The 22,691-nt window shown below is 59.9% G+C and carries 21 protein-coding genes, 1 tRNA gene and 2 pseudogenes; 15 read left to right on the forward strand and 9 right to left on the reverse strand.

Features of this window, described 5'->3' with window-relative positions; all coding sequences use genetic code 11:
* Positions 1 to 48 precede the first annotated feature (48 nt).
* Complete coding sequence (yiaY, locus tag PSH90_RS06265) at positions 49 to 1,197, forward strand: L-threonine dehydrogenase (protein ID WP_056783452.1); 1,149 nt, start codon at positions 49 to 51, stop codon at positions 1,195 to 1,197.
* Here yiaY and PSH90_RS06270 read toward each other — a convergent pair.
* A complete protein-coding gene (locus PSH90_RS06270) occupies positions 1,158 to 1,832 on the reverse strand; it encodes a hypothetical protein (protein WP_305382373.1) in 675 nt (224 codons plus the stop codon). The two genes, yiaY and PSH90_RS06270, sit on opposite strands and share 40 nt — an antisense overlap.
* Before the next feature lie 216 nt (positions 1,833 to 2,048).
* On the opposite strand from PSH90_RS06270, the gene PSH90_RS06275 reads away from it, so the two are divergent.
* From PSH90_RS06275 to PSH90_RS06320, 10 genes and pseudogenes are all read left to right on the forward strand, one after another.
* Positions 2,049 to 3,353, forward strand: a complete 1,305-nt coding sequence (locus PSH90_RS06275; protein WP_305382374.1) for a hypothetical protein — start codon at positions 2,049 to 2,051, stop codon at positions 3,351 to 3,353.
* Between the two features lie 62 nt (positions 3,354 to 3,415).
* Positions 3,416 to 4,321 carry a LysR family transcriptional regulator gene (locus tag PSH90_RS06280; RefSeq protein ID WP_056783458.1) on the forward strand — a complete coding sequence of 302 codons (906 nt, stop codon included), beginning with the start codon at positions 3,416 to 3,418 and terminating at the stop codon, positions 4,319 to 4,321.
* Positions 4,322 to 4,573: 252 nt separating this feature from the next.
* A complete protein-coding gene (locus PSH90_RS06285; protein WP_150636481.1) occupies positions 4,574 to 5,767 on the forward strand; it encodes a CaiB/BaiF CoA-transferase family protein in 1,194 nt (397 codons plus the stop codon).
* Positions 5,764 to 6,690 (forward strand): hydroxymethylglutaryl-CoA lyase, encoded by a 927-nt coding sequence (locus PSH90_RS06290; protein WP_056783466.1) that lies wholly within the window; start codon positions 5,764 to 5,766, stop codon positions 6,688 to 6,690. Before PSH90_RS06285 ends, PSH90_RS06290 begins: the two co-directional genes overlap by 4 nt.
* A gap of 187 nt (positions 6,691 to 6,877) precedes the next feature.
* Positions 6,878 to 8,209 carry an MFS transporter gene (locus PSH90_RS06295; protein ID WP_150636483.1) on the forward strand — a complete coding sequence of 444 codons (1,332 nt, stop codon included), beginning with the start codon at positions 6,878 to 6,880 and terminating at the stop codon, positions 8,207 to 8,209.
* A gap of 192 nt (positions 8,210 to 8,401) precedes the next feature.
* Positions 8,402 to 9,136: a hypothetical protein gene (locus PSH90_RS06300; RefSeq protein ID WP_305382376.1), complete on the forward strand. Its 735-nt coding sequence runs from the start codon at positions 8,402 to 8,404 to the stop codon at positions 9,134 to 9,136.
* Positions 9,135 to 9,266, forward strand: a pseudogene (locus tag PSH90_RS06305) (glutathione transferase); the annotation flags it as partial. The gene PSH90_RS06300 and the pseudogene PSH90_RS06305, both read left to right, overlap by 2 nt.
* 60 nt (positions 9,267 to 9,326) lie before the next feature.
* The gene (locus PSH90_RS06310; RefSeq protein ID WP_041478891.1) at positions 9,327 to 9,965 is read left to right on the forward strand and encodes a LysE family translocator; all 639 of its coding nucleotides are present in this window, start codon (positions 9,327 to 9,329) and stop codon (positions 9,963 to 9,965) included.
* 75 nt (positions 9,966 to 10,040) lie between these two features.
* Positions 10,041 to 11,390 (forward strand): sensor domain-containing diguanylate cyclase, encoded by a 1,350-nt coding sequence (locus tag PSH90_RS06315; protein WP_305382377.1) that lies wholly within the window; start codon positions 10,041 to 10,043, stop codon positions 11,388 to 11,390.
* Positions 11,391 to 11,542: 152 nt separating this feature from the next.
* Positions 11,543 to 12,046, forward strand: coding sequence for a DUF4142 domain-containing protein (locus PSH90_RS06320; RefSeq protein WP_041478889.1), 504 nt, complete (start codon positions 11,543 to 11,545; stop codon positions 12,044 to 12,046).
* Between the two features lie 162 nt (positions 12,047 to 12,208).
* On the opposite strand, the gene PSH90_RS06325 is transcribed toward PSH90_RS06320, so the two are convergent.
* A complete protein-coding gene (locus PSH90_RS06325) occupies positions 12,209 to 12,619 on the reverse strand; it encodes a low affinity iron permease family protein (RefSeq protein WP_016771301.1) in 411 nt (136 codons plus the stop codon).
* A 176-nt stretch (positions 12,620 to 12,795) separates the two neighbouring features.
* On the opposite strand from PSH90_RS06325, the gene tam reads away from it, so the two are divergent.
* Positions 12,796 to 13,566: a trans-aconitate 2-methyltransferase gene (gene tam, locus PSH90_RS06330; protein WP_305382379.1), complete on the forward strand. Its 771-nt coding sequence runs from the start codon at positions 12,796 to 12,798 to the stop codon at positions 13,564 to 13,566.
* A gap of 587 nt (positions 13,567 to 14,153) precedes the next feature.
* Positions 14,154 to 14,512: pseudogene (locus tag PSH90_RS06335) on the forward strand (DUF6124 family protein).
* Positions 14,513 to 14,576: 64 nt separating this feature from the next.
* Here PSH90_RS06335 and PSH90_RS06340 read toward each other — a convergent pair.
* On the reverse strand, positions 14,577 to 14,786 hold the full coding sequence (locus PSH90_RS06340; protein ID WP_081932519.1) for a transcriptional regulator: 210 nt from the start codon (positions 14,784 to 14,786) through the stop codon (positions 14,577 to 14,579).
* Between the two features lie 299 nt (positions 14,787 to 15,085).
* Between PSH90_RS06340 and PSH90_RS06345 the strand changes: the two genes are divergently transcribed.
* Together PSH90_RS06345 and PSH90_RS06350 are read left to right on the forward strand one after the other, a co-directional pair.
* A complete protein-coding gene (locus PSH90_RS06345; protein ID WP_095180586.1) occupies positions 15,086 to 15,382 on the forward strand; it encodes a helix-turn-helix domain-containing protein in 297 nt (98 codons plus the stop codon).
* Positions 15,382 to 16,665, forward strand: coding sequence for a type II toxin-antitoxin system HipA family toxin (locus PSH90_RS06350; RefSeq protein WP_095180587.1), 1,284 nt, complete (start codon positions 15,382 to 15,384; stop codon positions 16,663 to 16,665). The genes PSH90_RS06345 and PSH90_RS06350 overlap by 1 nt, the downstream gene beginning before the upstream one ends.
* 145 nt (positions 16,666 to 16,810) lie before the next feature.
* Here PSH90_RS06350 and PSH90_RS06355 read toward each other — a convergent pair.
* From PSH90_RS06355 to atzF, 6 genes are all read right to left on the reverse strand, one after another.
* Positions 16,811 to 16,884: transfer RNA gene (locus PSH90_RS06355), tRNA-Gly, on the reverse strand.
* Between the two features lie 157 nt (positions 16,885 to 17,041).
* A complete protein-coding gene (locus tag PSH90_RS06360) occupies positions 17,042 to 17,926 on the reverse strand; it encodes an alpha/beta fold hydrolase (RefSeq protein WP_041478884.1) in 885 nt (294 codons plus the stop codon).
* Between the two features lie 316 nt (positions 17,927 to 18,242).
* Positions 18,243 to 18,935 carry a pseudouridine synthase gene (locus PSH90_RS06365; RefSeq protein WP_252885508.1) on the reverse strand — a complete coding sequence of 231 codons (693 nt, stop codon included), beginning with the start codon at positions 18,933 to 18,935 and terminating at the stop codon, positions 18,243 to 18,245.
* Between the two features lie 33 nt (positions 18,936 to 18,968).
* On the reverse strand, positions 18,969 to 19,199 hold the full coding sequence (locus PSH90_RS06370) for a cysteine-rich CWC family protein (protein ID WP_150636490.1): 231 nt from the start codon (positions 19,197 to 19,199) through the stop codon (positions 18,969 to 18,971).
* On the reverse strand, positions 19,192 to 20,679 hold the full coding sequence (locus PSH90_RS06375) for a sensor domain-containing diguanylate cyclase (protein ID WP_305382380.1): 1,488 nt from the start codon (positions 20,677 to 20,679) through the stop codon (positions 19,192 to 19,194). The genes PSH90_RS06370 and PSH90_RS06375 overlap by 8 nt, the downstream gene beginning before the upstream one ends.
* Before the next feature lie 217 nt (positions 20,680 to 20,896).
* Positions 20,897 to 22,669, reverse strand: a complete 1,773-nt coding sequence (gene atzF / locus PSH90_RS06380; protein WP_305382381.1) for an allophanate hydrolase — start codon at positions 22,667 to 22,669, stop codon at positions 20,897 to 20,899.
* Positions 22,670 to 22,691: the final 22 nt, after the last annotated feature.

Below are 22,691 nucleotides of genomic sequence, written 5' to 3' on the forward strand. Positions count from 1 at the left end.
ACCCGCCGAATCGAGGCAGTCGATCCGGCTCCAGTCAGGAGACACACGATGAGCAGCACCTTCTTCATTCCGGCGGTCAACATCATGGGCAGCGGCTGCCTCGACGAAGCCATGGTCGCGATTCGCAATTATGGTTTTCGCAAGGCGCTAATTGTCACCGATGCCGGGCTGGCCAAGGCTGGCGTGGCCGCAATGATCGCCGAGAAACTGGCGATGCAGGACATCGATTCGGTGATCTTCGATGGCGCCAGACCGAACCCGACCACGGCCAATGTCGAATCCGGTCTGGGGCTGCTGAAGGAAAGCCGTTGCGATTTCGTCGTGTCGCTGGGTGGCGGCTCGCCACATGATTGCGCCAAGGGCATCGCCCTGTGCGCAACCAATGGCGGGCAGATTGGCGATTACGAAGGCGTCGACCGCTCGAGCAAGCCGCAATTGCCGCTGATCGCCATCAACACCACCGCCGGCACTGCCAGCGAAATGACCCGCTTCTGCATCATCACCGACGAGTCGCGCCACGTGAAAATGGCCATCGTCGACCGCAACGTCACGCCACTGCTTTCGGTCAACGACCCGGAGTTGATGGTCGCGATGCCCAAAGGGCTGACCGCCGCCACCGGCATGGATGCGCTGACCCACGCCATCGAAGCCTACGTCTCGACCGCCGCCAACCCGATCACCGACGCCTGCGCTTTGAAGGCCATGAGCCTGATCAGCAGCAATCTGCGTCTGGCCGTGCGCGACGGCAGCGACCTGGCGGCGCGGGAGAACATGGCTTACGCGCAGTTCCTCGCAGGTATGGCGTTCAATAACGCCTCACTTGGATTTGTCCACGCCATGGCGCATCAGCTCGGCGGCTACTACGACTTGCCCCACGGCGTCTGCAATGCCGTGCTGTTGCCGCATGTGCAGAGTTTCAATGCGCTGGTCTGTGCTGATCGACTCAGGGATGTCGCCCACGCCATGGGCGCGGATATTCGTGGTTTCAGCGCAGAGGAGGGCGCGCAGGCGGCGATCAATGCCATTCGCAACCTTGCCAAGGACGTCGAGATTCCCGGCGGACTGCGTGAGCTGGGCGCGAAACTCAGCGACATCCCGGTGCTCGCCACCAACGCCTTGAAGGACGCCTGTGGACTGACCAATCCGAGGGCGGCGGATCAGCGCCAGATCGAAGAGATTTTCCGCAATGCGTTTTGAATGAAGGCGCGCAGGCGAGCGAAGTCGAACAGTCCTTCGCTTGCTTCTGCGACCACGGCAAAAGTCCGCACTCGGCCCCAATCTGAAACTTGACCGGCAATGTTGTGGACAGCGCAGATACGGTACTGCCCGACCGCCAATGAGTGTGCAGCCGGGGTTTGCCATTTCCGGTCGCTTTCGACCGCTGCTCTGGCAATCTCCAGGCCAGTGTCCAGATCGAAAATACTGACGAAACCCTCGGCTCGCATGACATCTCCCGAAAAGATCAGAGGCGTATCGACCTGCGCGCCCTCAATCGGTTCGACAACGACCGGGACGTCGATCTCGGGCCGCAGTCGCACCTCATATCCGCGCTCTTCGCTCCATTCGGACGTGATGCCTGCATAGGTCTGGTGGGCGTGAATCCTCTGCTGACCCTGGGCCTGAACGCCGGTGATGCTGAACGCCCATCGTCCATTTGCGCTGACCAGCCCTTCGCCAAGCGAATGGGTGTTTTCAATGTTCCAGACCTGCACAAGAGCATTGGGTATGCCGCTGCCGAGCAACAATGTCGCAGGTCCCGTCGTGCTGGCCTCCTCGGGATAAGTGATGGTCGGGGCCGGTTGTGAAATTTGCTCGTCGCGAGTGCTCATCATGCTTCTCGTCCATGGCTGATTTGAACGCTGAGGTTGGCATGACATGCCTGAATTCGAACCTGTAAGAACTACCAGTCATTCAGTCTTTTTTACACAGTAGGTAATTTCTTTTTCTTCTAAAAAACTGTCATTTCTGTCAGTTGTCCGGCGTGGCGACCTGGGGTCGAATGCTCGCTACGAGGGGGTCGACGTCGATCTCTTGAGGAGCATACGAACATGTCGGAATCTATCGCGCCATTGTCCCCAAACGTGCAGTCAGCCGGGGAGCTGGATGCGCTCTTTGGTCTGCGAACGCTGAAATTCCCCGGAGCGGGCAAGACCATTGCCAAAGGCGTGGCGATCACGCCTTCGGAGCAGATCATGGTCAGCGCTACCGTCGAGCAATCGGGCCATTCGTACTACGGCCTTGCGCGCCTGGATGCCGATGGCAATCCGGATCCGGATTTCGGCACCGGCGGATATCTCAGCGGCCAGTTCGGCACAGGCTCGCTCACGCAAGGCGGGCCATTGATTGTTGATGCGCTGGGACGGATCTGGATGTGCGGTGTGATTGGCGTCGTCAAAGACCAGACTCTTGAATACCAGCAAGTCATCGCCCGGTTTCTGCTCGACGGCTCGCCGGACATCGAGTTCGGCGGCGACAGAAATGGCTACCGGATTGTGCCCATGCGGATTCCGGCACTCTTTGGGGCCACGCATGGGCAACTGCTGCTGGCCAAATCCGATCCGCAGCTTGCGCAGCCGGACAGGCTGCTGTTCGTGACGGCGCAAAAGGGCAGTGGCCTGTTGACGCGGTTCAATCTCGATGGCTCGGACGATTTATCGTTCGCCAGCAACGGTTGGCTGCCCCTGTCGCTGCCAGGGGTGGCCATTTCGCTGTCCGGGATCATCCAGCTCGACGATGGGCTGATTCTGCTGCATGGCAAAACGGAAGTAACCAATCAGGGACTGGTCATGGCGTTCGACCACAACGGGAAAGTTGCACAAGCGTTCGGCGACAAGGGTGTACTGCTGTTGAACATTCAGCGTGATGGCCAGCCGCTCGAAAGCAGCGTGACGGACATCGCGGTGCAAACGGCGCAGCGCCTGCTTCTGCTCGGTTCGGCGGTCGAGTCAACGCAAGGCACGAAACTGCAACACGGGTTCATCAGTGGCATTACCTACGCCGGCCAAATGGATGACGCGTTCAACAATCCTGTCCTCACCCCGACGGCGCAGGAACGGGATCTGAGAGGTTGGAAGGCAGGGTTTGCGCTGGATGATATCGCCGGTAAACGGATTGTGGCGGTCGGACAGACCTCGGGCAGCGCACGAGGCTTGTTGACGGCAGGCTTTCTGGTCGATGGCGCAGTGGATGATTCGTTTGATGTCGAGGGCGCGAGAGACATTTCATGGTCAGCCATTGATGCCTGCTTGCAAGGCTCTTCAATTCTGGTGTTGGGACGCAAGGACGATGGTGCGCAATTGGTCCTCTTGCTGACCGCGCCTGTCACAAAACAGCGCGCCAGCATGAGCAACTGAGCAGTCAGCGGTAAAACCGGGCTATCCTGCCGGCTCGGATGAACCCTGCCTTCGAGCCCACCATGCTGCAAAAAAGCCTGATCCGCCGTCTCGACCTGATCACTCTGCAACTGTTCGTCGCCGTCCACGAGGAAGGTACGTTGACCCGTGCGGCTGCGCGCGAAGCCATCGCGGTGTCGGCGGCGAGCAAGCGCCTGATGGATTTGGAGGAGGCGCTGGGCATCGCTTTGTTCGTGCGCCAAGCCAAAGGCATGATCCTCACGCCGGCCGGTGAGACCCTGCTGCACCATGCGCGGCAGATGCTCTTCAACGTGGAAAAGATGGGCCTGGAACTGGGCGAGCACAGCCACGGTGTGCGGGGTTACGTGCGCATGCTGGCCAATCTTTCGGCGATCATTCAGTTCCTGCCCGAAGACTTGCGCGACTTCTCCGCGCGGCAGCCGCAGGTCAAGACCGACCTTGAAGAACGCCCCAGCGCCGGGGTGATTCAGGGCGTGCTCGATGGCGTCGCCGACCTCGGCATCTGCTCCGACGACAGCGACACCAAAGGCCTGCACAGCGTGTTGTACCGCCAGGACAAACTGGTGGTGGTGATGCTCCCGGAGCATCCGTTGGCTACGCGCGCATCGGTGACTTTCGATGAAACTCTCGACAGCGATTACGTCGGCTTGCACGCAGCCAGTTCGATCAACATGCGTACCCATGCGGCGGCGCGGCAGGCCGGCAAAGTCCTGCGCATCCGCATTCATGTGCCGGGATTCGATGCCGTGTGCCGGATGGTCCAGGCGAACATGGGCATCGGCATTCTGCCGCAGCGAGCCTATGAGTTGTTTGGTCAGGCACTGGGCTTGCGTGCGGTGCCGCTGACCGATGCCTGGGCGGATCGCGCGCTGATTGTGGTGGTGCGCGATGAGGCAGGGTTGTCGCCGGTGAGCCGGATGTTGTTTGAGCATTTGCGCGGGCGGTAGATCTTCATTGCGGCTGATGGCCTCTTCGCGAGCAGGCTCGCTCCCACATTGAACTTGTGTGAACACAGAATCTGAAACCACTACAGATCCTTGTGGGAGCGAGCCTGCTCGCGAAGGCGGCCCTGAATTCACCACGCAATCACAGAGGAGCATTCGCATTTCGCGAACGCCCATTGCCGAGAGACGGCTGGATTCGCTGACGATCGTTCCTCTAGCCTTGGCGACATATTCCAAGAACAAGAGGTACCCGCGATGACTGCCCCTTTGAGTGCAATCAAAGTGATCGAGATCGGCACCCTGATCGCCGCGCCGTTTGCCGCGCGCATGCTTGCCGAGTTCGGCGCCGAGGTGATCAAGATCGAAGCCATGGGTCAGGGCGACCCGCTGCGCAAATGGCGCAAGCTGCACGAAGGCACATCGCTGTGGTGGTACCTGCAATCGCGCAACAAGAAATCCCTGGCGCTCAATCTCAAATCCGCTGAAGGCATCGAACTGGTCAAGCAACTGGCCGGCGACGCCGACGTGATCATTGAAAACCTGCGCCCCGGTGCGCTGGAAAAACTCGGTCTGGGTTGGGACGTGCTACATGCGCTGAATCCGAACCTGACCCTGGTGCGTATCTCCGGCTACGGCCAGACCGGCCCTTACCGTGACCGGCCCGGTTTCGGTGCGATTGGCGAGGCCATGGGCGGCATCCGCTACACCACCGGCAATCCCGATTCGCCACCGGCGCGGGTCGGCGTCAGCCTCGGCGATTCGCTGGCCTCGCTGCACGCGGTGATCGGCGCGCTGATGTCGCTGTTACGGGTCAAGACCGGGCAGGGCGGTGGACAGATCGTCGATGTGTCGCTGGCCGAAAGCGTGTTCAACGTCATGGAAAGTCTGGTGCCGGAATACGACATGCTCGGCCATGTCCGCGAGCGCAGCGGCGGCGCCTTGCCGGGCATCGCGCCCTCCAATACTTACCTCACGTCCGACGGCGCTTATGTGGTGATTGCCGGCAACAGCGACCCGATCTACAAGCGCCTGATGCACACTATCGGCCGCGCTGATCTAGCCGAGGCAGAAGAATTCGCCCACAACGACGGCCGCGCGGCGCAGAGCGGTTTGCTCGATGCGGCCATCACACACTGGACCAGCAGCCTGCCGATCGACGAGGTACTGGCTGCTCTCGAAGCTGCCGAAGTGCCGGCCGGGCGCATCTATTCGGTGGCTGATATCGTCGCCGATCCGCACTATCAGGCGCGGGACATGCTGCTCGATGCCGAGTTGCCCGGTGGCGCAACGGTGAAGATGCCCGGCATTGTCCCCAAACTCTCGGAGACCCCCGGCGGAGTGAACTGGTCCGGGCCGAAACTGGGCCAGCACACCGACGCTATTCTCACCAATCTTGGCCTGACTGAACTCGACATCGAACGCCTGAAAAACCAAGGGGTGGTGCAATGATCACTGACTATTCGCAAACCCTGATCGTCCAGGAAGTCTCACCCCGCGACGGTTTGCAGATCGAGCCGACGTGGGTGGAAACCGCTGACAAGATCGCCCTGATCAATCAATTGTCACAGGCCGGATTCAGCCGCATCGAGGCCGGCTCGTTCGTCTCGCCCAAAGCCATTCCGGCCCTGCGTGACGGCGAGCAAGTGTTCAACGGCATTCAGCGCCAGCCGGGTGTTATTTACGTGGCGTTGATCCCCAACCTCAAAGGCGCGCAACGTGCATTGGCAGCGAATGCCGATGAGTTGAATCTGGTGATGTCCGCCAGCCAGACCCACAACCTGGCCAATATGCGCATGCGTTGCGAAGAGTCGCTGGCGGCATTCGCTGACATTGTTGCGTTTGTCAGCGGCTCAGGTGTGCGCCTCAACGGCAGCATCGCCACCACGTTCGGTTGTCCGTTCGAAGGCCGGATCGATGAGGATCGCGTACTGCAGATCGTCGACGCTTATCAAGAGCTCGGCATTCAGGGCATCAGCCTCGCCGATACCACCGGCATGGCCAATCCGCGTCAGGTCGATCGCTTGGTGCGGCGCGTTTTGCAGCGGGTTTCGCCGGCCGATCTGACCCTGCATTTCCACAACACCCGCGGCCTCGGCCTGTGCAATGTGCTGGCCGCTTACGAGGCCGGCGCGCGGCGCTTCGATGCGGCGCTGGGTGGCCTCGGTGGCTGTCCGTTTGCGCCGGGGGCGTCGGGCAATATCTGCACCGAAGACCTGGTGAACCTGTGCGCTGAAGTCGGCATTCCCACGGGGATCGATTTGCCGCTGCTGCTGAAGCTTTCGCGCGGCTTGCCGGCGCTGTTGGGCCACGATGTCCCCGGCCAACTGGCCAAGGCCGGGCGCAACTGCGATCTGCATCCGATGCCCACCTGAGAAACACCAGTACCCCTGTGGGAGCGGGCTTGCCCGCGATGACGGCAGCAAATTCAACGAAAGCGTTAGCTGAACTGACGCCATCGCTGGCAAGCCAGCTCCCACACAAAAGCGCTCCACAGGGAGCGTCATCACCAGACAACAAAAACAATCGGACGCCCATCGGCAGTCCGCCTGGAGAAAATCTATGAGCCTCAATGTAATGGAGGCGGGCGTGAATCCGTCCGTCGATCACGACGCCGAAAAAGCCCTGGTCAGCAAAGTTGCCTGGCGCCTGATGCCGCTGATCATGGTCTGCTACCTGTTCGCCTTTTTCGACCGCATCAACATCAGCTTCGCCAAATTCCAGTTGCAGACCGACCTGAGTCTGAGCGACACCGCGTATGGCTTGGGCGCCGGGCTGTTCGTGGTCGGTTACGTGCTGTTCGAAGTGCCGAGCAACATGATGCTGTACAAGGTCGGCGCGCGGCGCTGGATCGCGCGGATCATGATGTCGTGGGGCGTGGCGACGGCGGCGATGGTCTTCGTCAACAGCGAATGGCAGTTCTATGCGCTGCGCTTCGTCATCGGTGCGATGGAAGCCGGGTTTGCTCCGGGCGTGCTGTATTACCTGACGCTGTGGTTTCCGCAGCACTTCCGTGGCCGCATCACCTCGATGCTGTTTCTCGCCTCGGCGTTTGCCGGGCTGGTCGGCGCACCGTTCTCAGGGCTGGTGTTGCAACACCTCGATGGCGTATTGCAGATGCGCGGCTGGCATTGGTTGTTCCTGCTCGGAGGCGTGCCGTGCATCGCGCTGGGTTTTCTGGTGCTGACGCAGCTGAAGGACCGCATCGAGGATGCGCACTGGCTGACGGCTGACGAGAAGAAATTGCTCTCCAGTCGCATCGCTCATCACGAACCACACAAGAGCGGCGGCTCATTGCTCGCGGCGCTGAAAATTCCCGGGTTCCTGACGTTGGGTTTGATCTACTTCCTGATCCAGGTCGCGTCCTACGGTTTGAATTTCTGGGCACCGCAATTGATCCGCAGCGCCGGCACCGAAAGCCCGGTGATGATCGGCCTGCTGACCGCCATTCCGTACATCTGCGGGGCGATCAGCATGGTGGTGATCGGACGCTTGTCCGACGCCACCGGTGAACGGCGCAAGTTTGTCGCCGGGCTGGTGATCGTCGGCGCGATCGGCTTCTTCAGCGCGGGAATCTTCGCCAGCCACACGACCTTCCTGATCGTCGCGCTCGGCCTGCTCGGCGCGGGCATCATCGCTTCGATTCCGAGCTTCTGGACCCTGCCACCGAAACTGCTGGCGGGCGCCGGTGCCGGCGCAGCGGGCGGGATCGCGGTGATCAATACCCTGGGGCAGTTCGGCGGGATCGTCAGCCCTGTCATGGTCGGACGCATCAAGGACCTCACCGGCAGCACCACCCCGGCGCTTTACGTCATCGGCGTCGCCGCGCTGATTGCGGCCGCTTTGCTGTTGTGGGGCTTGCCGCAGAAGTTGCGCACGCTGGATAAGTTCTGAGACTCGCGGCGTCTGTGATGACGCCTTCGCGAGCAGGCTCGCTCCCACTTTGGAATGCGCTTTCCTGTGCGAGCGAGCCTGCTCGCGAATTCCGACTTCAGACACATGAGAAGATTCGCTGGCCAGATCTGTTGAATCCTCCGATGCAGAAAGGGATAGTGCGCGCCTGGAAATATCTTCAAGGAGCGGGAAGTGACAATGAAGTCCACGTGGATCAGCGCTGCCGCGCTCTGCGGGTGGTTGATGGCTGGGCAGGCGTGGGCCGATTGCACGCCGCCGGCGGTCAGCGCGGAAGCGGATTTCTCGCTGTGCAAGGACTGGCCGGCTTATCCGCAGCTGACCATCACCGCGCTATCGACGTTCGTGCCCGATCCGGTCTATGGCCATGACGGCAGCGTGGGCTCGTACGATCTGGATCTGGCTATCATCACGGCCGGCAGCCCCAAACCGCTGGCAACCTATCATCAGCCGTCGGTGTTTCTCTCCGATGCTATCGCGCTGGAGAGTCTGGAACTCGACACGGCGCGTTATAAACTCACGCCCGACCTTCGTGCATTCGGCGTCCGCGCCCATTTCAAAGGCTCGTCGCGCGTCAATCCGCTGGATGAAACCCTGCTGTCGCTCTACGTGAAAGAGGGCAACAAGGTGCGCCCGGTGCTGGATCGCTTGGTCGTCTACAGCTTCAGTGGCGAGTGGGATGGCAATTGCGCCGGAGAGCGAGCGGAGACGGTGCGTACGCTTGAGATGGGCAAAACCAGTTCCCATGGTTACGCCGATATCATTGTCCGCTCACTCACCACGGGTCTGGTCGGCGAGGGTCCACCCGACACCTGCGAGTCGAAGACCACCCACGAAAAGCCGGTGCTAACCACGTTGCGCTATGACGGACAGCAATATTTCGTTCCCGAAAATCTGAGAGGCTATTGAAGGCGCGTCGTTCTACTTCCTCGATCCCGACCGACACAAGCTCGAGGTCCACGTCGGCGATTTGCAATCGCGGCTGGACGCATGTCGCCAGAAACCGTACCCCGGCATGCGTTTTCACGACGCGCAGTGATCCGCCGTGACCCTCTGATATAGACTGGCCACCAAGTATTCTGGCGCTTGCAGGTTTCTCATGACTCCATCATTGCTGTTGGCCGTTCTGGCTTCGGGTTTCATCTACGGGATCACGCCCGGGCCGGGCGTGCTGGCGGTGTTCGGGATTGGCGCGGCCCATGGCCGGCGGGCCGGGGCGGGGTTTCTGTGCGGGCATCTGCTCGGCGATGTGATCTGGTGCAGCACCGCGCTGGTGGCGATTGTCGGTGCGCGGGAAATCGGCAGCACCGCGTTCGATGTGCTCGGCGTGCTCAGCGCGTTGTACCTGTTCTGGCTCGGCTGGCGTGCGGTGCGTGCCCAACGCCGCAATGGCGACGAGGCGCAAGGGGCGGCGCGGCAGCCGTTCTGGCACGGCATCGTCTTCGGCCTGACCAATCCCAAGGCCTATCCGGTGGCGGTGGCGACCTTTACGGCGCTGTTGTCGAGCCGCGCCGAACTGCTCAACTGGTCGATGCTACCTGCACTGATCGCCCTGAGTTTCATCGGCGGCGCCCTGGCCTACGCTATCCTCATCGGCGTGGTCGGCGCACAGCGAGTGCGCATGGTGTATCAGCGGCATGAGCTGCTCATCACGCGTTTATGCGGCGTGATGTTTATCGGCTTCGCCATCAACGCGTTGATGCACGCGCTGCCGGGGCTGCTGCCGAACAAGACTTGATGGAATGGGCAGGGACGCGCAATCACGATCATGGATGATTGAAATCGCTGCACAGTGCGGACAATCGTTAGAACCATGCAAAGCCCCAACCCTGCGCCGCTGGCGAGCTACATTGACCTGTTGCTGGACGCCGTTTGCGCGGTCGACAAACAGGGCCGTTTCGTTTTTGTCAGCGCTGCCTGCGAGCGGATTTTCGGCTACACACCTGACGAACTGATCGGCCGCTCGATGATCGAGCTGGTGCACCCGGCCGATCGCCAGCGCACCCTCTCGGCCGCGGGCGAAATCATGGGCGGCGATCCGAAGCACAATTTCGAGAACCGCTACCTGCGCAAGGACGGCAGCGTCGCGCACATTTCCTGGTCGGCGCGCTGGTCGGAAGTCGATCAACTGCGCATCGCCGTCGCCCGCGATATCACCGAGCGCAAGCAGGCCGAGTCGCGGCAAGCGGCGTTGTACGCGATTTCCGAAGCGGCGCACGCGGCGGAAGATTTGCTGGCGCTGTTCAAACGCATCCATCTGCTGATTGGCGAGTGGCTGCCGGCGCTGAATTTTTCCGTGGCGCTGTACGACGAACACTGCGCGCAGCTGAATTTTCCCTATCACGTCGACGATCACGAATTGCAGCCCGAGCAGCCCGGCACCGTCATCAGACGGCTCTGCGCGCAAGTGATCCGCAGCGGCCAGCCGATGTTGCTGACGCCGGACAGCGCCGATGCCACGCCCGATTTTGCTGAGCTGGTGGCGGAACAAAACGCGCCTTGCTGGCTCGGCGTACCACTGAATTCAAAAAACGGCACCATCGGCGCCTTGATCGTCAAAAGCCTCGCTGGTGGTGAACGCTACACCGAGCAGGACAAAGAACTGCTGCAATATGTCTGTGCACAAGTCGCCACGGCCATCGAGCGCCAGCAACTGCACGCGCGGCTCAAGCGCATGGCGCAATACGATCAACTGACGCAACTGCCCAATCGCGAACTGCTGCGTGATCGGCTCAGGGCTGCGCTGGCCGATGCGCGAACCCTGCACGGACACATGGCGCTGCTGTATGTCGATCTGGATCGCTTCAAACAGGTCAACGACACCCATGGCCATGCCGTCGGTGACATGCTCCTGCAAACCGTGGCCAACCGGCTGAAAGGCTGCGTGCGTGAAACCGACACGGTGGCGCGTATCGGTGGCGATGAGTTCGTCGTGCTGCTGCACAGCGTGCATGCCGCCGGCGATCCCGACAGTGTCGCCGGAAAAATCCGACAGGTGCTGGCGCAGCCCATGCGCCTCGACGGGCATGACCTGTGGATCGAATCGAGCATCGGCGTGGCGCGCTTTCCTGAACACGGCGAAGAAGAACAGCAACTGTTTCGGCATGCCGATCAAGCCATGTATGCGGCCAAACACCTGAATCATCGGGCCTTGGGCAGCTGAAGCGAGCGCGCCGTTCGTCGCGGTTCAGGCAGATTTTCTAAACCTTTGACCGCTAAAGCATTCCTAACTGAGGCGGACAATTGTCCGCCGCGACATTTGAGCAGCGGGCGAATCACGGCCCGTTTGAATTTTCCACGAAGGAGGGCGCGACCATGAGCCGGATGGCCACCCGTTTACGTAACGTCAGTTTTGCAACCCTGCTGGGCCTGTGCGCCAGCAGTGCGTTCGCCCAGTCGCCTGCCGAATTCATCAACGATGCCTCTGCCAAAGGCATGGCTGACATCGAAGCCAGCCGTCAGGCCCACGGCAAGACCGAATCGAAAGAGGTCAAGGATTACACCATCGTTGTGATCAACGACCGCACCACGGCCAACCAGCACCTTGCGAAAATCGCCAAGAAACTCGACCTGCCGGTTGCCCCCCGCGAAGAACTCGCCGACAAGGCCAAAGAGCTGATGCCGGAAGTGAAGGACGGCACCACATTCGATCAGGCCTACGCTGCCAGTCAGGTCAAGGCGACCGAGGAGGCCATCACTCAGATCGAGCAACAGGCACAGACCACCGACGTGCCGGAAATCAAAGCGTTTGCCGATGAGACTTTGCCGAAACTGCAAAGCCATCTGGAGAAAGCTCGAGCGTTGCAGGCCAGTCGCTAACTTCGCCTTGTTGTTGCAGCGCGAGCGAAACCTTCAGTTGAAATGCGATGCTTCCCCTGTGGGAGCGAGCCTGCTCGCGAAAGCGGTGTGTCAGTCAATGATGTTTTGACTGACCCGCCATCTTCGCGAGCAGGCTCGCTCCCACAGGGTGTGTTTACTTGCTCAGCACTCATTCAAATCCTGCTTTGGCTTGCTCTTGTCGCCAAGCCCCTCAAGATCAAACACCTGATTCTCACCCAGCGCGCGGTAATGCCGGCGCAGCGCTTCAAGTTGCTTCAAGTCCAGCGCTTCCAGCCCGAGCATCGCGTTTTGCGCTTCCTTGTTCACCCGCAACAGCTCATCGAGTTTCAAATGCAGAATGTCGGTATCGCGGTTCTGCGTGTTCTGAATCAGGAATACCATCAGGAACGTGATAATCGTCGTCGAGGTATTGATGATCAGCTGCCAAGTGTCGTTGTAACCAAAAATCGGCCCGCTCAACCCCCACAACCCGATCAGAATCAACGCCCCCATGAACGTTTTCGGGCTACCGGCCCACAGGGCAAGTTTCTGGGCAATCTTTGCGAATTTCATGATGGAAGTCCTTGTTTTGGGAGCTTGAAATTCAGACATCGGTGTTGTGCTGAAAATTCTAATTACAAATAACCGGGCGGGACGCCGGAGGCGGGGCGAGCTCATCGGCCTTATCGCTGTATGGTATGGGCAGCTGCACTGCCCGGTTTCAAGCCATGCCCCGACAGGAGAACGCAATGAGTTGGTCTGCCAAGCAATACGTCGCTTTCGAAGATGAACGCACCCGCCCGGCCCGTGATCTGTTGGCGGCGATACCCACCGCGCAGGCCCGGGCGGTGGTGGACATTGGTTGCGGACCGGGCAATTCCACCGAATTGCTGGTGCAGCGTTTTCCCGATGCGAGCGTCAGTGGCCTCGACAGTTCGGCGGACATGATTGCCGCCGCGCGCAAGCGCTTGCCTGACGTGCAGTTTCAGGTGGCCGAGGTCGACAAATGGGCTGACGAGGGTCCGTTCGATGTGATCTTCGCCAATGCGGTGCTGCAATGGGTGCCTGATCACGCTTCGTTGCTGCCAGCCCTGGCGAGCAAGCTTTCAGACGGTGGCAGCCTGGCGATTCAAATGCCGGACAACCTCAACGAACCGTCCCACCGCTTGATGCGTGAAGTCGCCGCCAATGGGCCGTGGGCGAGCAAGCTCGCAGACGCTGCCGGGCAGCGCACCGACATGGCCAGTGCCAGTGAGTATTTTTCAATGCTGCGGCCGCACTGCGCGCGGGTCGATGTGTGGCGCACCACCTATCACCACCAACTTCGCGATGGTGCAGCGGGGGTGGTGGAGTGGTTCAAGGGTAGCGGGTTGATTCCATTCCTGAGCCCATTGACCGAGGAGGAGCGGGCTCAGTATCTGCAGCGGTATCTGGCGGAAGTTGCCAAGGCTTATCCGGCCTTGGCTGACGGCTCGGTGCTGTTGCCGTTTCCACGATTGTTCATTATTGCGACCCGTTGAGTTACGCCACCAAGTGTCTTGAGTTCGCCACGTTATCTCTGGTCGGCGCATCTCTTGAACGCAACACGGTCGGTCCCCTCTCCCTCGGGAGAGGGTTAGGGTGAGGGGCTTATTGGCGCAGAAACCCGATCACCGCTGCACCGCCAACATCATCGTCCTCTGGCATCCTTTCAACTCGTTCACGCTGAGCTCGTCGGAAATTTCCTTCTGTTTTCCAGGCTTTTACACGTGGTGCGCTATGGCTGTTTAAAGTTGAATCACGTTGCGTCCCGATGCCTACAAATCCTTGCGCCGCTGCCTACCGGTACGCCAGAATCCGCCGGCTTGTGCGCCTGGAGGGCGGTCGGTAACTTGGTTCGCGTCACTGATTTCCAGTGATCGGGTTTAGTAGCCCGGTAATGTCCTCCTCGTAACGGTTGCACGAGTTCCGTTGAATCAGGCGCGTGCCTGTATTTTATGGTGGCTGTGCGCATGGCGCCTTCGGGTGCGCCGGATGGGGGATGGGTCCGGTCTACTAACTTGCGTACAGCCGCCACCCTCCCGTTTAGTAGCGTGGTGGATGCGGCTCAAATGAAAGGTACCGCCCCGTGTTCAAAGTAACGCCAAATCCGCCGGAAACCGATCCGGCCTCTCCGTACGAGTCCCTCGATTCGAAAAAACTCCACGAAGCCGCCGAACGCGCTCTCGACCACTATCTCATCCCGCCGCAAACCAGCTCACCGCCATACCAGGCCAGCAGCATGTTCATGGTCAATCCAGGCACCGACACCGAGTCGCTATTGGTCAACGCCAGCGAATCCCTCGGCTCGGCCAGCGTCATGCTCGGCGACTTCGCCGCCTTGCTCGACGGCAGCCAGCGCAAACCCTGCTCGGCATCGCCCAGGTCGTCATGCTGGGCGAGCTGGCGGTGAATCAGGTGTTGGATAATGTGGTGCCGGTGGGTTAGCCGGCGTTGATTTCCGAGTAAAAAGTAACCGGTCGTTGCGACCGGTTTTTCGGCTAGTGCAGCGTCAAAACCGCTGATCAATACCAGGTTTGTCCTCTTGAAAGGGCTCGGAAGGGGGAATCGGGAATTGCTGCTCCTCATACTCGCCCACCCGCCGAGCGAGAATTTCCAATTCATCGCCTTCCGGCGAGTTCATCTCAGCGCCCCAAATCTGCTCGATACGCAGCAATGCTGCGGACAAGTCTTCAGTGCTCCGAATGGGTTTGATGTCCATAAATGATGTCCGCTTTGGTAACCACATGAGCGGCGATCTTGAACGGCACAACAAACGCTGTGTTCATCATTACGTTGCCAAATATGACTGCATTGCGGAGAGTCAGATTCGCGGTGACAAAAGCGGCCACGCGTGACCCAACCGCGTAATCCTCAATGTCAGCTGTGTAGCAATCAGAAGATCTCTATTGCTCCACGAAATTAGTGAAATTTTTCAAAAATGGTCATATCTGATCCTTAAAGGAGGTTAGATGGCTACAATGGCTCTATTAAGATCCTTAAGAATTGGAAGGGTTTGCCATGTCATTCATGCATTTGCTTCACTCGCCGGCTGAGATCGCTAGAAATGTCGGAGAAAACGCCAAAATCCTGCGGCTCTCCAAAAACCTTTCCCGCAAGACGCTCGCAGAAAAGGCGGGGGTTTCCGAATCCACCATCAAGCGATTCGAAGCGACCGGCCTCGTGACGTTGGAGGCTTTGATCCTGATAGCCACTGCGCTTGATGAACTCAACGCTGTGACCAGGCTGTTCAAACCAGAGCAACCGAGCTCGCTGGATGAGCTGAAGAATGCCAGGCGCAAGAGAGGGATGCGCTGATGATCAAGCCTTTCAAACACACAGAAGCGCTGGATGTTTTGAAAGAGGGCGCCAAGGTTGGTGAGCTGGTCAGAGTCGCGGGCCGGGGGATTTACTTCGCTTACGATCCGGGTTGGCTTGCCACTGGCTACAATCTTTCGCCGCTGACAATGGCTTGGGACGAAAAGCCCCAGTTGGCCAGGAACACCAGCCTCTTCGAAGGGCTACACGGACCGTTCGCCGATTCACTGCCTGACGGCTGGGGCATGCTGCTGATGGATCGATATTTCGACAGCACCTTCGGTGACGGCACCCACCTTACCCTCACAGCGCTTGATCGCCTTGCTTATATGGGCGAGCGCAGTATGGGGGCGTTTGAATATCAGCCGAAGGCGGAAAAAACAGAGCTCACAGGCCCTTTGGATATTTGCCAACTCTACGAAGCTTCAATCGAAGTTCAAGAGGGTGAGACCCCTGCTGTGCTTACCAAATTGCGACTGGCCGGTGGCTCACCGGGGGGCGCACGACCGAAGGCAATCGTGGCGCTGTCTGCCGACAAAAAACACGCAATTTCGGCCTTTGATGCCCTGCCCGAGGGCTATGCACATTGGATCGTGAAGTTCAGGGCATTGTACGAACCGATTGAAACCGGCGGCATTGAACTCGCCTATGCCGAGATGGCTCGTGCCGCCGGAGTGACCATGGCTGAATCGGATCTTCTGGATGTGCAGATGCCTGGCGGCGAGGTTGAGCGTTTCTTCGCAACCAAGCGCTTCGACCGCGACGGCGAGCGCAAGATTCACATGATGACCGTCTCGGCGCTCATGTACGCGGACTACCGCGCATTGTCATCCATCGACTACCCGAACCTGCTCAAGCTCACTCAGGTGTTGACCAGAAGCTCCGTCGAAGTGGAAAAGATGGCCAGGTTAATGATCTTCAATGCGCTGTCTCACAACCATGACGACCATGCGAAGAACTTTGCCTTTCTCTGCCACAATCCTGAAAAAAAAGGCGAGAAAGAAACCTGGACGCTGTCCCCGGCATACGACCTGACTTTCGCAAACGCCATGGGCGAGCACACCACTGACTTCGGTGGCCGCACTCCCGGCACGCCTACGCGCAAGCGAATCATGGAGATCTGCAAGGATTACAAATACCTCAAGGCCGAGGAATACATCGAGCAGACTCTCGCAGCGCTCGCCGACTGGAAGAAAGTATTCACTCGATTGAATGTCCCGCACAAAGCCGGGGAGCCGATCTTCAATGTACTGGCGAGGCTGCATCAGGATTTCGAGAAGTAATCCGGGGAGGAGGGGCTCAGCAATTTTCCGGAAGTCTTCACCGCCAGCACGCTTCAACTTCCAGACACAAAAAAACCGGCCATCAAGGCCGGTTTTTCATTTCTGCATCCCCCGTCGGACAACACAACGCGAGATCAATATTCGGTGGAGCGGGTAGAGGGAATCGAACCCTCATCTAAAGCTTGGGAAGCTTTCGTTCTACCACTAAACTATACCCGCTCAGAGCGGCTGACTTTGTACCAGACTCGGCCACGGATTTGAAGTTTTCTTTTCTCTGCGAGGGCTTTGCCACGCAGAAAACGGTCGATCGCGAGCAAGGGCTGCGCCGGTGCAACAGGCACTTCAAGCTTGCAGCCTTCCCCGCGATGACGCTGTTTCAAATGGCCAAAGCATGTTGATCCTGCACAAACGAGTAGCGCGTTCGGCTGGCTTGCGGCGCAGGTTTCAGAAAGCCGAGCAGGGCGTTCTGGCTGTCGCGGCAGGCGGCCTTGTGCTCCATGTCGAGAAAGTGTCCGGTGGCTTGCAGGGTGGTGAAGCTGCTGTGGGCAACGTGGTTGCCGAACAGTCGCGCATCCTCGGCGGCGGTGTATTCGTCCCATTCGCCGTTGAGAAACAGCACTGGCACGTTGATCTTTTTCGCCGCATTCAGATAGCACTGGCGATCGCTGTGCAGCACGTCGTTGATATGAAAATGCATCTGTCCGTATTCATGCTCGGCGAGACTGCTGACGTGGCGATAGTTGAAACGCTTGAACAGCGACGGCAGGTGTTTGCCGATGGTGTTGTTGACCAGATGGCCGACCCGATCGCCGTCGCGGCTGCCGAGGTAATCGACGCCGCGCTCAAGGTAATCGAGCATGTGCGCATTGATCACCGGGGAGAACGAGCTGATCACGGCTTTTTCGATGCGCCGGGGCTGCTGGGCGAGGGCGACCAGAGTGGCGGCGCCGCCCCAGGAGAACGACAGCACGTGTTCGGCGGCGAAGTGGTCGATCAGCTCCAGCAGAATCTGCCCTTCGACTTCCTTCGTCAGATGTTTCTCATGCCGGTTGTGGGCTTTTGACCGACCCGCGTAGGGCTGGTCGTAGCAGACCACGTTGAATTGCGGGTGCAGGTTTTTCACGGTCTGTGCAAACGACGCAGTCGTGGCCATCGAGCCGTTGACCAGAATGATGGTCTTTTCTGCGGCGTCTGCGCGATAGAACTCCGTGTAAACCCGATACTGACCCTGTATATCCAGCACAGCGATTTCTGGCCTCATGTCATAAGACTCCTGGCAAGCAAGCGGGTATGCGCGCAATCGAGATTGCACGAGCTTTGTGACAGGTAGGCATACGCCTGAAATTTGCTGGCCCATGTCGATCCGGTACGGCAGGTCGACGGGTGTTGTTATTGGCGGGCAGATTGCCGGCTGAGGCGCAGCCCTTGAGGGCAGACGACCGACAAAAAGTTTCTTGGAAGTATGTGGTGACTCATCGGTCACATTTCGGCCGACGTCCTGATTCAAGCAGGGGACTCAGGATCACGCAAGTGCCGTCGGCGAATTGTTCGACAACTTCGGCTGAGCGGTCGCCGGCTTAGAACAAATGAATCTCTTCGGTGCGCAAAGCGCGGTACTCGCCCGGTTTTAGCGCGTGATCGAGGGTCAGTTCGCCCATGGATTCGCGGTGCAGGCGCAGGACTTTGTTGTTGAAGAACCCAAACATGCGCTTGACCTGATGGTAGCGGCCTTCAACGATGCTCAGCCGTGCCGAGCGTGGGCCGAGCAGCTCAAGCTGTGCCGGTTGCGTGGTCAGATCTTCGAAAGCGAAGTAGATGCCCTCGGCAAATTTCAGCGCGTAGCTCGGGTCGATGTCCTGTTCGGTTTCGACGTAATAGACCTTCGCCAGTTTGGTTTGCGGCTGCGTCAGGCGCCGCGACCAGGCGCCGTCATTGGTGATCAGCATCAGCCCGGTGGTGTTGAAATCCAGACGTCCGGCGATGTGCAGGTCGTCCTTGTGCGGTTCATCGAGCAGGTCGAGCACGGTCGCATGCTGCGGATCGCGGGTGGCGCTGACGCAGCCCGGCGGTTTGTGCAGCATGAAATAGCGCGCCGGTTTGCCGCTTTGCAGCACCTCATCGTCAACTTCGACCCGGCTGAATTCCAGTACGTCACTGTGCGGGTCGCTGACGACTTTTCCGTCAATCCGCACGCGCTTTTCCACCAGCAACAGGCGCACCTGCTGACGGTTGTAGCGGGGCAGATTGCTGAGGAAGCGGTCGACGCGCATGGTCAGAATTCAACGGACAAAGGGCCGCGCATCTTACGGGATCGGCCGCCGGTCTGCTTGCAACTGCGCTTCGACCTGGGCGCAACGCGGGCACAGGCAGGCTTGATTGCGCAGCTCGGCCGGCAATGCTTCGAGCACCGCCGGGTCGATGGTCACGCCGTAGCACCAGCATTCGCGGTCGGCGGTGCGCGGGTCGGCGAGGCTGCAATCGTTGCGCGCACCGCAGGCCGGGCAGTGGTCGGGTTTGACGTCGTTATCAGGCATAGGTCGAGTGCGGCATTTCCATGCAGGTGCGGTTGCGCCCGGTTTGCTTGGCGCGGTACATCGCATGATCGGCCCGCGACAGCAGGGTGTGCAAGGTGTCATCGCGTTGCACGGTGGTGGCGCCGATGCTCACGGTCAGATGCAGGCTGTGGCCATCGTAGGCATATTCGTGTTGCTCGACGTGCTGGCGGATCTTCTCGGCGATTTTCTGCCCGGTCTCGCCGTCGGTGTCTTTCAACAGAACGATGAACTCTTCACCGCCCCAGCGGCAGACGATATCGGCGTGACGCAGGCAACTTTGCAGGTCGCGGGCGAAACCGATCAACACCTGATCGCCAGCCATGTGCCCGTAGGTGTCGTTCAAGGCTTTGAAGTGGTCGAGGTCGAGCAGCAACGCGGTCAGCGGCTTGGTTTCCCGTTGGGCCTCGTGCAGCGCTTGCGCAGCGAGGATGTCGAAGCCGCGTCGATTCGGCAGTTCGGTGAGACTGTCGAGGGTGGCGTGCGCCTGGATCTTCGCCTGGAAGCGTTTGATCACTCGATTGAGCAAGGCCAGCACGATCAACGTCACCAGCAGGCAGATCAGCAGATTGAGATACAGCGACTGGCGGATCTCGCTCAGCGCGCCGTCTTCGCGTTTATCGACGAACAGGTACCAGTTCAACTCGGGGATAAACCGCACGTTGAGAAAATGTCCCTGGCCGTGGGTGGAGTATTCGTAGCTGCCGCTGTGCGGCTTGGGCAACTGGCTGACCAGACCTTTCATGCTCTCCAGTTCGCCAAGACTCTGGCCGATGTGCGCGTCTTCCGGACCACCCTCGGCACCGGTCAATACGAGGCGGCCGAAGGTGTCGACGAAGTACACGCTGCGTTGATAGCGCTGTTGATACTTGTCGATCAGCTTGATCACCGCGTCCACGGTCAGGCCCACGCCCGCCGCGCCGATGAAGCGGTTGTGGTAGTCGTAGACCTTGTAGTTGATGAAGAACGTCAGGTTGTCCTTGTTGGCCAGATCCGGGTCGACGTTGATCTCGTACGGGTCCTGCATGTCGCGCACGCGGAAGTACCAGGTGTCGCGCGGCTCATCGACTTTGACCTGCTTGAGCACGCCTTTGGCGTGGTAGTAGGTGAGCGTGGCATTGGAAACGAAGAACGCCGTGTAGGCGCCGTAATGGGTCATGACCTCGTCGAGATAGCGGGTCATCTGCTCGGGATTCTGCTCGCCATTGACCACCCAGTCGCGCATGAACGTGTCGCGGGACATCATCGAGGAAATCAGGATCGGCCGGACCAGGTCTTTCTGGATTTCCGAATAGACCGTATCGGAGGTCAGTGGCAGTTCGGTGTTGACGATGTTGTCGCGGATCGACTCGCGGGAAGCGAAATAGCTCAACAGCGAGGTGGCGAGAAACCCGGCGCCGAGCAGGGCGACCAACGTGAGCACCAGTGAACGTTGCGAGTACAAGGGAGAACGAAGCGGCATGGCAGATCCGTTGGCAATGGCCCGATGGGATGCATTCTAGTGGCACTGCGCGCAAATAACTGCTCCCTGTGCGGCGTGAATGGTCGTTCCTTTATTCGGGGGTGGTGCGCCAGAACCTGTGGGAGCGAGCCTGCTCGCGAAAGCGGTGGGTCAGCCACATCAATGTTGAATGACATACCGCATTCGCGAGCAGGCTCGCTCCCACAGGGCGACAGATTCAGGCCAGGGTTTTGAGGTATGCCCGCCATCCCCCCAAATGACTGATATCCACCGCACCCTCCAGGCCATACGGCTCGCAGATAAACCCGCTCTCCCAGCGCCCATCCGCCAGTTGCACCTTGCCCAACCCGAGCGGCGCCGGAATTCCGGTGAGAAACGAGCCCAGCTCGCTGCTCGGCAATTCCCAGACCTCCACGGCAATCGCCACGCCGCCGTCCTTGACCCGCACCATCCCCGGACGCAATGGCGGGCCGCCGGCGAGGGCGTGCAGTCGATAGTCCGGCGAACTGAACGTGGTTTCCAGCAAGCGCCCGCCACGCTGGGTCAGTTGCCAATTCAACGCCAGCCCTTGCAGGTGCGCGCCGCATACCACCAATCGAGCGCGGTCATTGCGCGCAGGGTTCGCCGGAGCTGGCAGGGCACTGTCCTGCTGGCGTTGCAAGGCATCGGCCACGCTCAACAGATACTGATCGGTAAACACCCGCCCGAACAACGTCACGCCCCACGGCAAACCGTTGCTCATGAACGCGGTCGGCACGGCGACGGCGGCGTAGTCGAGCAGGTTCATGAAGTTGGTGTAATAGCCAAGTTCGGAATTGCGCAGCACCGGTTCCGCCTCAAGTTCGGCCAGGGTCACTGGACGGCCGATGGTCGGTGTCAGCACGCAGTCGAGATTTTCCAGGGCTTCGTCGCACAGGGCCTTCAGCGCCTGCAATCGATATTGCGCGCGGAAGGTCTGCACGCCAGTCACTGCCGGAGCCCTGGCCAGCACCGCACGGATCACTGGCAGCACCGCTTCGGGATTCTGCTCCATCAGCTCACCGGCGACGCTGTAGCGCTCGGCCACCCATGGCCCGTCGTAAAGCAACCGCGCTGCTTCCAGAAACGGTGACAGGTCCAGCTCGACGGCTTCGCCACCCAAGGCCTTGAGCCGTTCGATGGCGGCTGCGAACAACTGTGGCCCCTCGTTGCAGCCGAAAAATTCAAGGTCCTGTGCCCGTGGCACGCCGAAGCGAAACGGCCGTGGCGCGCCAAATGCCGAGCCGTCGTTCCATGCCGGATTGCCTCGGCTGTATTCATCGCGAGGATCGTGTCTGGCCGTCAACGCCAGCAACTGACTGGCCTCACGGGCGGTCGCGGTGAAGGTGGTTACACAGTCCAGCGTGCGGCACGCCGGCAGCACGCCAGCGGTGGAAATCAGGCCTTTGCTCGCCTTCAATCCCACCACATTATTCAGCGCCGCCGGCACTCGCCCGGAACCGGCGGTGTCAGTGCCCAAGGCAAAACTCGCCACACCCAGCGCTACCGCCAGCGATGAACCCGCACTGGAACCGCCGGACGGATACTCCGCCAGCACGCTGTTCGGGCACGCACCATAAGGCGAGCGGCTGCCATTGAGGCCGGTGGCGAACTGATCGAGATTGGTCTTGCCCAGCGGGATCGCCCCCAGCGCCAACAGTTGCTCGACGATGGTCGCCGACTGCTGCGGCACATAGGCAAACGCCGGGCACGCGGCTGTGGTGGGAATGCCGGCCAGATCGATGTTGTCCTTGATCGCGAATGGCACGCCATACAGCGGCAGACTGTCGAGGTCACGACCGTCGAGGGCGGCGAGGTACGGCTCCAGTTCATCGACGCTGAGCAAGTGAATGAACAGGTGATAGTCGGAATTCAGCGCGGCCGCTTTTTCGCGCAATTGCAGCAGCAGTTGGCGCGGTGTGGTGTCGCCATTGCGATAGGCCTGGCGCAGTGCATCGAGTTGCAGATTCATCGGTTGATCCTTATAAAAAATG

Source organism: Pseudomonas sp. FP1762 (assembly GCF_030687105.1).
GTDB classification, from domain to species: domain Bacteria; phylum Pseudomonadota; class Gammaproteobacteria; order Pseudomonadales; family Pseudomonadaceae; genus Aquipseudomonas; species Aquipseudomonas siliginis.

Bases quoted from the DNA above. Each gene is read 5' to 3' on its own strand.
- yiaY (WP_056783452.1), top strand. From the start codon at position 49: ATGAGCAGCACCTTCTTCATTCCGGCGGTCAACATCATGGGCAGCGGC.
- PSH90_RS06270 (WP_305382373.1), bottom strand. From the start codon at position 1,832: ATGATGAGCACTCGCGACGAGCAAATTTCACAACCGGCCCCGACCATC.
- PSH90_RS06275 (WP_305382374.1), top strand. From the start codon at position 2,049: ATGTCGGAATCTATCGCGCCATTGTCCCCAAACGTGCAGTCAGCCGGG.
- PSH90_RS06280 (WP_056783458.1), top strand. From the start codon at position 3,416: ATGCTGCAAAAAAGCCTGATCCGCCGTCTCGACCTGATCACTCTGCAA.
- PSH90_RS06285 (WP_150636481.1), top strand. From the start codon at position 4,574: ATGACTGCCCCTTTGAGTGCAATCAAAGTGATCGAGATCGGCACCCTG.
- PSH90_RS06290 (WP_056783466.1), top strand. From the start codon at position 5,764: ATGATCACTGACTATTCGCAAACCCTGATCGTCCAGGAAGTCTCACCC.
- PSH90_RS06295 (WP_150636483.1), top strand. From the start codon at position 6,878: ATGAGCCTCAATGTAATGGAGGCGGGCGTGAATCCGTCCGTCGATCAC.
- PSH90_RS06310 (WP_041478891.1), top strand. From the start codon at position 9,327: ATGACTCCATCATTGCTGTTGGCCGTTCTGGCTTCGGGTTTCATCTAC.
- PSH90_RS06315 (WP_305382377.1), top strand. From the start codon at position 10,041: ATGCAAAGCCCCAACCCTGCGCCGCTGGCGAGCTACATTGACCTGTTG.
- PSH90_RS06320 (WP_041478889.1), top strand. From the start codon at position 11,543: ATGAGCCGGATGGCCACCCGTTTACGTAACGTCAGTTTTGCAACCCTG.
- PSH90_RS06325 (WP_016771301.1), bottom strand. From the start codon at position 12,619: ATGAAATTCGCAAAGATTGCCCAGAAACTTGCCCTGTGGGCCGGTAGC.
- tam (WP_305382379.1), top strand. From the start codon at position 12,796: ATGAGTTGGTCTGCCAAGCAATACGTCGCTTTCGAAGATGAACGCACC.
- PSH90_RS06340 (WP_081932519.1), bottom strand. From the start codon at position 14,786: ATGGACATCAAACCCATTCGGAGCACTGAAGACTTGTCCGCAGCATTG.
- PSH90_RS06345 (WP_095180586.1), top strand. From the start codon at position 15,086: ATGTCATTCATGCATTTGCTTCACTCGCCGGCTGAGATCGCTAGAAAT.
- PSH90_RS06350 (WP_095180587.1), top strand. From the start codon at position 15,382: ATGATCAAGCCTTTCAAACACACAGAAGCGCTGGATGTTTTGAAAGAG.
- PSH90_RS06360 (WP_041478884.1), bottom strand. From the start codon at position 17,926: ATGAGGCCAGAAATCGCTGTGCTGGATATACAGGGTCAGTATCGGGTT.
- PSH90_RS06365 (WP_252885508.1), bottom strand. From the start codon at position 18,935: ATGCGCGTCGACCGCTTCCTCAGCAATCTGCCCCGCTACAACCGTCAG.
- PSH90_RS06370 (WP_150636490.1), bottom strand. From the start codon at position 19,199: ATGCCTGATAACGACGTCAAACCCGACCACTGCCCGGCCTGCGGTGCG.
- PSH90_RS06375 (WP_305382380.1), bottom strand. From the start codon at position 20,679: ATGCCGCTTCGTTCTCCCTTGTACTCGCAACGTTCACTGGTGCTCACG.
- atzF (WP_305382381.1), bottom strand. From the start codon at position 22,669: ATGAATCTGCAACTCGATGCACTGCGCCAGGCCTATCGCAATGGCGAC.